Source organism: Kribbella sancticallisti (assembly GCF_039530625.1).
GTDB lineage: Bacteria > Actinomycetota > Actinomycetes > Propionibacteriales > Kribbellaceae > Kribbella > Kribbella sancticallisti.
In genome coordinates this window covers 1-7618 of record NZ_BAAAOS010000036.1, presented here as the reverse complement: position 1 = coordinate 7618, position 7618 = coordinate 1, and the positions used below count along the sequence as shown (strand labels likewise).

General features: G+C 69.4%; 7 protein-coding genes. 3 read left to right on the top strand and 4 right to left on the bottom strand.

The annotated features are described in order from the left end of the window. Positions 1 to 22: 22 nt before the first annotated feature. Together serC and ABD255_RS24840 are read right to left on the bottom strand one after the other, a co-directional pair. Entirely contained in the window at positions 23 to 1147 is a 1125-nt protein-coding gene (gene serC / locus ABD255_RS24845) for a phosphoserine transaminase (RefSeq protein ID WP_344217947.1), read from the bottom strand. A gap of 131 nt (positions 1148 to 1278) precedes the next feature. Beyond that, positions 1279 to 2112 carry a phytanoyl-CoA dioxygenase family protein gene (locus ABD255_RS24840; protein ID WP_344217945.1) on the bottom strand — a complete coding sequence of 278 codons (834 nt, stop codon included), beginning with the start codon at positions 2110 to 2112 and terminating at the stop codon, positions 1279 to 1281. Positions 2113 to 2236: 124 nt separating this feature from the next. Here ABD255_RS24840 and ABD255_RS24835 point away from each other — a divergent pair, with 124 nt between their 5' ends. Further along, on the top strand, positions 2237 to 3097 hold the full coding sequence (locus ABD255_RS24835) for a helix-turn-helix domain-containing protein (protein WP_344217943.1): 861 nt from the start codon (positions 2237 to 2239) through the stop codon (positions 3095 to 3097). On the opposite strand, the gene ABD255_RS24830 is transcribed toward ABD255_RS24835, so the two are convergent. Continuing rightward, a complete protein-coding gene (locus ABD255_RS24830) occupies positions 3034 to 4146 on the bottom strand; it encodes a citrate synthase 2 (RefSeq protein WP_344217941.1) in 1113 nt (370 codons plus the stop codon). The genes ABD255_RS24835 and ABD255_RS24830 overlap by 64 nt on opposite strands. Before the next feature lie 102 nt (positions 4147 to 4248). Then, positions 4249 to 4755 carry a universal stress protein gene (locus tag ABD255_RS24825; protein WP_344217939.1) on the bottom strand — a complete coding sequence of 169 codons (507 nt, stop codon included), beginning with the start codon at positions 4753 to 4755 and terminating at the stop codon, positions 4249 to 4251. Positions 4756 to 4874: 119 nt separating this feature from the next. Between ABD255_RS24825 and ABD255_RS24820 the strand changes: the two genes are divergently transcribed. Together ABD255_RS24820 and pdxH are read left to right on the top strand one after the other, a co-directional pair. Beyond that, the gene (locus ABD255_RS24820; protein ID WP_344217938.1) at positions 4875 to 6806 is read left to right on the top strand and encodes a hypothetical protein; all 1932 of its coding nucleotides are present in this window, start codon (positions 4875 to 4877) and stop codon (positions 6804 to 6806) included. 9 nt (positions 6807 to 6815) lie between these two features. Beyond that, complete coding sequence (gene pdxH, locus ABD255_RS24815) at positions 6816 to 7454, top strand: pyridoxamine 5'-phosphate oxidase (protein ID WP_344217936.1); 639 nt, start codon at positions 6816 to 6818, stop codon at positions 7452 to 7454. The last annotated feature ends 164 nt before the right edge of the window (positions 7455 to 7618 follow it).

Below are 7618 nucleotides of genomic sequence, written 5' to 3'. Positions count from 1 at the left end.
GCGGCTGTTGTGTGTGGCTGGATCAGCGCAAAGCGTCGACGGTGAAGTCGATGGCTTGGGTGAGCTTCTCGACGTCGTCCGGGTCGACGGCGGGGAACATCGCGACGCGGAGTTGGTTGCGGCCGAGCTTGCGGTAGGGCTCGGTGTCGACGATGCCGTTGGCGCGGAGCACCTTGGCGACCGCCGCGGCGTCGATCGCCTCGTCCAGGTCGATGGTGCCGATGACGAGCGAGCGGGCGTCGGCGTCCTCGACGTACGGGGTGGCGTAGTCGGACTTCTCAGCCCAGGTGTACAGCCGGTTGCTGGAATCGGTGGTGCGGGCGACGCTCCACTCGAGCCCGCCCTGGCTGTTGATCCAGTCGGTCTGCTCGGCCATCAGGAACAGCGTGGCCAGCGACGGCGTGTTGTAGGTCTGGTGCTTGCTGGAGTTGTCGATCGCGGTGGCCAGGTCCAGGAAGGCCGGGATCCAGCGGCCGGAGGCGGTGATCTCCTCCACCCGGGCCAGCGCGGCCGGCGACATCAGCGCGATCCACAGGCCGCCGTCGGAGGCGAAGCACTTCTGCGGCGCGAAGTAGTAGGCGTCGACCTCGTTGATGTCGACCGGCAGGCCGCCCGCGCCGGAGGTGGCGTCGATCGCCACCAGAGCGCCCTCGTCAGCCCCCTGGACACGCTTGACCGGCGCCATCACGCCGGTGGAGGTTTCGTTGTGCGGCCACGCGTACAGGTCCACGCCCGCCTCGGCGACGGCGACCGGACGGGTGCCCGGGTCGGACTTGATCACGCTCGGCTCGCCGAGGTGCGGGGCCAACTGCGACGCCTTGGCGAACTTGGAGGAGAACTCGCCGAAGCTCAGGTGCTGGCTCTTCTCCCGGATCAGGCCGAAGGTCGCGATGTCCCAGAACGCGGTCGAGCCGCCGTTGCCCAGCACCACCTGGTAGCCCTCGGGCAGCTGGAACAGGTCGGAGACGCCCTGCTGGACCCGGGCGACCAGGTTCTTCACCGGGGCCTGCCGGTGCGAGGTGCCGAGCAGCTTGGCGCCCTCGGACGCCAGGGCCGCGACGGCCTCCGGGCGGACCTTGGACGGACCGGCGCCGAACCGGCCGTCGGTGGGCTTGAGCTCTGCAGGAATCTGAATGTCGCTGGTCACCAGCGTGTTCCCTTCGTCGTCTGGCTTGAATCACCTGCCGACGACGCTGTCAGCGCAATCCAGTGTTCCACACCTCCACCAAGCACCCCCACCCGGCCCGATCCCCGGACGGCGGCCACTCGTGTCTGCGGCTACTCGTGCTTGCGGGTGATCGTCTGCTGGCCGGTCAGCACGGCTACCGGGCCGTCTTCGCCGGGGACCCACTCACCGCAGGCGCCGCCGCCCTCCGCGACCCCCAGCTCCAGCGGTGTGCCGTCCATCCGCAACGCCGGGTGGTAGTACTCCGCGACCTGCTGGGCCTCGCCCTGGATGTAGTGGCCGATCAAAGCCCGCCGGAAGCGGTCGGTGGTCACATTCGGTGCGCTGCCGTGCACCAGGGCGCCGTGGAAGAACAGCACGTCCCCCGGCTCCATCACCACCGGTACCGCGGCGTCCGGCTCCGGCAGCGGCACCGTCACGTCGGTGAAGCTCACCTTGGTGTCGGCCTTCTCCGTGCACAGAATCGGCCAACGGTGGCTCCCTGGCACCACTTCAAGACAGCCGTTCTCCTGGTCGACCGGGTCGAGCGCCATCCACGCCGCCACACACGTGCCCGGCTCGGCCTTCAAATAGAAGTTGTCCTGATGCAGCGCCTGCCCCCGCGACCCCGGCGGCTTGAAATAGATCATCGTCTGTACTGCGTACGGCGACCTCCCGAGCAAGCTGGTCATCACCTGGTCCAGACGGTCGTCGATCAGCCACTGCAGCGTCAGGTCGTCCCACCGGTGCATCTGCGCCATCCGCGGATACCGCCGGAGCGGGTCCCGGCTGTCGGCCTGAACCCCGACCACGTCACCCGCGTACGAACCGCGCCGGCGCAGCACCATGTAGTGCTCCCGGAGTCGCTCCACCTCGTCCGAACCGAACAGTCCGCGCACCAGCGTGTACCCCGACGTGTCGAACTCGTCCTTGAACGAAGCGCTCACCAATGTCTCCCACGATCTACCCGTCGCGATCCCGCGAACAGCGCATACTGAGAACCTGGCAAGGCAATTCTCCATTCCGCGGCATCACCACAGCCACGGACGATCGACGCAAGGACTTGAGCTTTTGACGCATCGCCCGGCGCTGGCCGATCCACCGCGACTCCAGTTGCTCTCCCCACCCACCTTCTGGCGCTGCGAGCCGAGCTGGTCCTGGGTGTCCCGGCCGCTCCCGGACTACCTGCTGTGGTGCGTGCTCGACGGCATCGGCCGCCTGGAGCTCAACGGCACTACCCGCGAGCTCACCCCAGGCACCTGCGCCGTCTTCGCACCCGGCGACGCCCCGACGGCAAGCCACGATCCACGCCGGCGCTTGCTGGTGTTCGGCATGCACTTCAAGCCCAAGTCGGGCAGCCCCCAGCGTCCGGCGGAGGACGTAGTACCGGCGCAGCGGTGGAGTGACGTGCCAGACCGGGTCTTGCTCGGAGCACTCGCCCGCAGCTCCGATACGGCGTACAGGCGGGGTGACCCGCTTGGGCTGCGCCAGGCCGAGCTGTGCCTGGAACAACTGCTCTGCCTGATCTGGGAGGCAGCTCACAGCCCTCGCAAGACCGCGGCAGACACCACGATCGAGGAGGTTGCCCAAGGCATCCGCCAGGACCCGAGCCGCGACTGGTCCGTTCAGGAGTTGGCAGCCGGCGCGGCACTGTCCAGAGCTCAGTTCACTCGGCGCTTCATCGCCCAGCACGGCACGCCACCTGCGCAGTACGTGATCAAGGCCCGGATCGACCGCGCACACCAACTACTGACCGAGACCACCATGACCGTCACGCAGGTAGCAGCCGCACTCGGCTACACCGACGTCCCCTACTTCAGCCGCCAGTACAAACAACGCACCGGCCGCTCGCCCAGCGACAGCAGGCGTCAGGCCCAGGTGTCGTTCCAGCCTCCGACGGACGTGGCGGGGCGGGTGGCCGGGCCGGAGTAGACGGCGGACGGGCGGATCAGGCGGCCCGTTCGCTTCTGCTCCAGGACGTGGGCGCTCCAGCCCGCGGTCCGGGCGCAGGTGAACATCGAGGTGAACATCGGCGGCGGGACCTCGGCGAAGTCGAGCACGATGGCGGCCCAGAACTCGACGTTCGTCTCCAGCACCCGATCCGGCCGGCGCTCGCGCAGTTCGGTGAGCGCGGCCTGCTCGAGCGCCTGGGCGACCTCGTACCGCGGGGCGTCCAACTCCTGGGCGGTACGGCGAAGCACCCGGGCGCGCGGGTCCTCGGCCCGGTAGACGCGGTGGCCGAATCCCATCAGGCGTTCGCCCGCGTCGAGCAGACCCTTCACGTAGGCACGGGCATCGCCGCTCTTCTCGACGCCCTCGATCATCGTCAGCACCCGGGCCGGCGCGCCGCCGTGCAGTGGGCCGGACATCGCGCCGACGGCACCGGACAGGGCCGCGGCCACGTCGGCGCCGGTGGAGGCGATCACCCGGGCGGTGAAGGTGGAGGCGTTCATGCCGTGCTCGGCGGCCGATGTCCAGTACGCGTCGACCGCCTTGACGTGCTTGGGGTCGGGCTCGCCGCGCCAGCGGATCATGAACCGCTCGGTGATCGTGGTCGCCTTGTCCACCTCGCGTTGCGGCACCATCGGTTGCCCGATGCCACGAGCTGCCTGGGCGACGTACGACAGCGCCATCACGGCCGCGCGGGACAGGTCGTCGCGTGCCTGGGTGTCGTCGATGTCGTAGAGCGGGCGCAGGCCCCAGGCCGGCGCGAGCATCGCCAGCGCGGACTGCACGTCGACCCGGACATCACCAGTGTGTACGGGCAGCGGGAACGGCTCGGCGGGCGGCAGGCCGGGAGTGAAGGCACCGTCGACCAGCAGGCCCCAGACGTTCTCGAACGGCACCCGGCCGACCAGATCCTCGATGTCGACCCCGCGGTAGCGCAGCGCCGAGCCTTCCTTGTCCGGCTCAGCGATCTGGGTGTCGAACGCGACGACGCCCTCGAGTCCGTGCTGAACCTCGGTCTTCGGATCTGACATCCCCTGAGACTCCCTTGTCCGGTTTAGGCGCTCAGGCAGCATAGTTCGCCTTTTCACCACACGGACAGATCTGTGACCGGTTCGGCGATTGCCTGCCTCCTGTCAGAACATCGGCCCCGCGCCGGGCGACCGGACGTCGCGACGGCGGCGGACCCGCTTGAGCTCGCGCTCGACGTGCCGCGGGTCGGGCAGCACGACGACCGGGCAGGTCGCGTGCCGGATGGCGTGCTGGCTGGTCGAGCCCACCAGCGTGTCGTGGACGGCGCCGTGCCCGTGGCTGCCCAGCACCAGCAACTCCGCATCGAGCGCGGCGAAGCAGAGTTGCTCGCTCGGCCGCCCCTCGAGCGCCAGGCGTTCCACCTCGGGCGGATCGTCGAGCCCGGCCACCGCCTCGTCGAGCACCCGGTTCAGCATCGCCTCGGCCCGCTGACGGGATTCCTCGGCGCTGGTGATCGAGACCCCGGTCTGGAGTCCGTCCCACCACCACACGGCGACCGCGCGCAGCCGGCAGTCGCGCCGGCGCGCCTCGTCGAGCGCCCAGTCCAGTGCCCTTCGTCCGGCGGGAGAACCGTCGATCCCGCAGACGATGACATTTTCTCGTGCGTCCATGGGGGTACACCTCCCAACGCTGTTCACCTGTTCCTTCCAATGTGCGCCTCTCCGTCCGGCCAGTCCAGCCGCGGGCTGCCGACCGACAACTTTCCCGGCCGGGCCCGCATCAGGAGGGCATGGAGACAGTTGTTGCGTATGCCTTCGACCAGTTCGCCGGCGCTGAACGCGCGGCCGCCGGAGTACGGCGGGTCGAGGCGTACTACGGGGGCCTGTGGCAAGGGTTGGCCCAGCGCGACGGGTGTGACGCGGGCACGGTCGGCCTGCACAGTTGGAGCCGGCGGGAGCCGACTTGCCGGTGGCCGGCCTGGCAAGATGACGACGACCTCTGCGTAGCCAGCCTGCACGCGCCGCTCGGCTACGAAACCATCGTGGGTGACCTGACCCCCGGGCGCGCGGCTGGTCCGCTCGCCCGCGCAGTACTCGCGTCCCCGGCTCGCATGCTCGAACTGGCGCCGCCATTCGTGCTGATGGTCCTGGATCCAGCCGACGAGCGGTTGGAGCTCTTCACCGACTCGGTCGGCCTAGGGCGGATGTTCCAGCTCCGGACCACCGACGGCTGGGTGTGGAGCAACAGGCCGGTAGCTGCCTGCTTGTTCGCTGATGTACCTGTCGCCGCCGCGACCAGGGGTTGGCGGTACGCCGCCGGCTGCGGCTGGTTCATGGGCGACACCACTCCGTACGACCGGGTGCTCGCCGTGCCAGGCGCCACCCGCATCGTGACGGAAGGCCGCCGGAGCCGCAGGACGGTGACCCGCATCGACGCGACGAGCATCTGGTCCGGACCCAGCGGAGCAGAGTTGTCGCCACGGCTCATCGGGGAGACAGCGGACGCACTGCGGGGTGTGGCACGCTCGGTAAGTCGCCTCTGGCCCGGTACTCCGACGGTGGATCTCAGTGGCGGCCGTGATTCGCGAGTAGTTGCCGCGGCCTTCCTATCGGCGGGGGTGGACCTACGACTCAACAGCTACGACGCGGTGCCGGGGGAGGTGCAGGTGGCGGAGCAGTTGGTCGCCGCCCTGCCCTACGAGGTGGAGCACGTGGTCACTGGCGGGACGCGGCAGCCCGTAGTACCGGCTGGTCCTGCGGCGTTGCCTGAGGTGGTCGAGCGGATCAAGCGCTGGCACCGGTACGGCGAAGGGCTGCGTCCGGCCAGCTACCTGTTCCACACCCCGGGTGGTCTTGCCGGGGTGGATCACCTGGCGATCGGCGGCGCGGGCGGAGAGGTCGCGCACGGGCACTTCTACCCGCGGGACGTTCTTGCCGTCGACAAGGCATCGGTGGAGACCAGGGTGGAGGTGTTCGCCCAGCGGTTGCAGGCGCGGCTGGTTCCAGCGCAGGGGCCGACGGCGCAGGTGCGCGACGCGGTGACCGGGCAGATCCGGCAGGTCTTCAGGGAAGCGATCCAAGGCGGTTTCGAGGACAGCAAGATGCTCGACTACTTCTACGTGGTCGAGAGGCTGCGCCGCTGGGGGACGGCCGGCGAGCGTAGCGGGGTGGTCTCGCCGTTGCTGGTGCCTGCGTTTGTCCGTGGCGCCTTCGCGCTGAGTGCGCCGCAGCGGATGGACAACGCACTCCATCGGGCCCTCGTCCGCGAGCTCGTGCCGCAGTGGGCGGAGATACCGTTCTTCACCGCCGCTCCCAAGCCTGCCGGCTCCACGCCCGCCAGGACTGCGCAGGTGAAGCGTCTGGCCGACGTCCCCGACCGGGAGCTGGTCGAGAAGTTGCTGACAGCACCGGCCGAGTGGACGGAGGACTTCGAGATCAAGGCAGTCAGTGCGCTCTGGGCGTCTTCCGTGGCTGGTAGGAGCACAGCCGCTGACGAGGTAGCGCTCCGCCAACTCCTCTGGCGAGCCGTCTTCGAAGAGCACCTGAGTGAGGTCAACCAGCACATCACCCAGCACGTCCCCCAGGTCGTGGTGCCCCGGGTCGCCGGCCCGGTGTCTGCCTCGCGGTCCGGCCGGACGAAGCGGCGCCTGCGCCGGATGCCCGCAGTACGGAGGCTGGCTCGGACCAGGGTGTGGCGCACGCTCCGGAGTCGCAACTCGTAGGCTCGCGGTGTGGACCTAAGTGAGATGCGGGAGACGTACGGACTGGGCGAGCTGCTCGAGGACCAGGTCGACGCGGACCCGATCGTGCAGTTCGGGCTGTGGCTGGCACAGGCGACGGAGGCCGGGCTGACCGAGCCGAACGCGATGGTGCTGGCCACCGCCGACAGCGACGGCAAACCGTCCGCGCGAACAGTCCTGCTGAAGGGGCTCGACGAACGCGGCTTCGTCTTCTACACCAACCAGCAGTCCCGCAAGGCCGAGGACCTCGCAGTCAACCCGTACTGCGCTCTGGTCTTCCCCTGGCACACCATGGAACGCCAGGTCCGGGTGGAAGGCACCGCGACCAAGCTCCCCGCGGCCGAGGTCGACGCGTACTTCGCCTCGCGGCCGCGGGGTTCGCAGCTCGGCGCGTGGGCCTCCCAGCAGAGCCAGCCGGTGGAGACGCGGGAGGAGCTCGACCTGCAGTACGCGTCGTACGAGCGGCAGTGGCCGGAAGGCACCGAGATCTCCACGCCGTACTTCTGGGGCGGCTACCGCGTCCAGCCCACCAACGTCGAGTTCTGGCAAGGCCGCACCGGCCGCCTCCACGACCGCCTGAACTACTTCCGCCAGGACGGTTCGTGGAAGCTGCGCCGGCTCCAGCCCTAAGCGCTAACCAGCCGGAAAGCTAGCCAGCCTGACAGCTAGCCAGCCTCACAGCTAACCGGCTCGGGTGAGCTCGCGTTCCTCGGCAGCGGGCTGCTCGACCGGGCCGCTCTCGCGGAAGCCGTGCTGCTGCCACCAGCGGGCCAGCGGCGCGGGCGCCCACCAGT

What these genes read in the sequence shown, in the direction of transcription:
- ABD255_RS24830 (WP_344217941.1), bottom strand. Translation starts at nt 4,146, where the DNA reads ATGTCAGATCCGAAGACCGAGGTTCAGCACGGACTCGAGGGCGTCGTC.
- ABD255_RS24825 (WP_344217939.1), bottom strand. Translation starts at nt 4,755, where the DNA reads ATGGACGCACGAGAAAATGTCATCGTCTGCGGGATCGACGGTTCTCCC.
- ABD255_RS24820 (WP_344217938.1), top strand. Translation starts at nt 4,875, where the DNA reads ATGGAGACAGTTGTTGCGTATGCCTTCGACCAGTTCGCCGGCGCTGAA.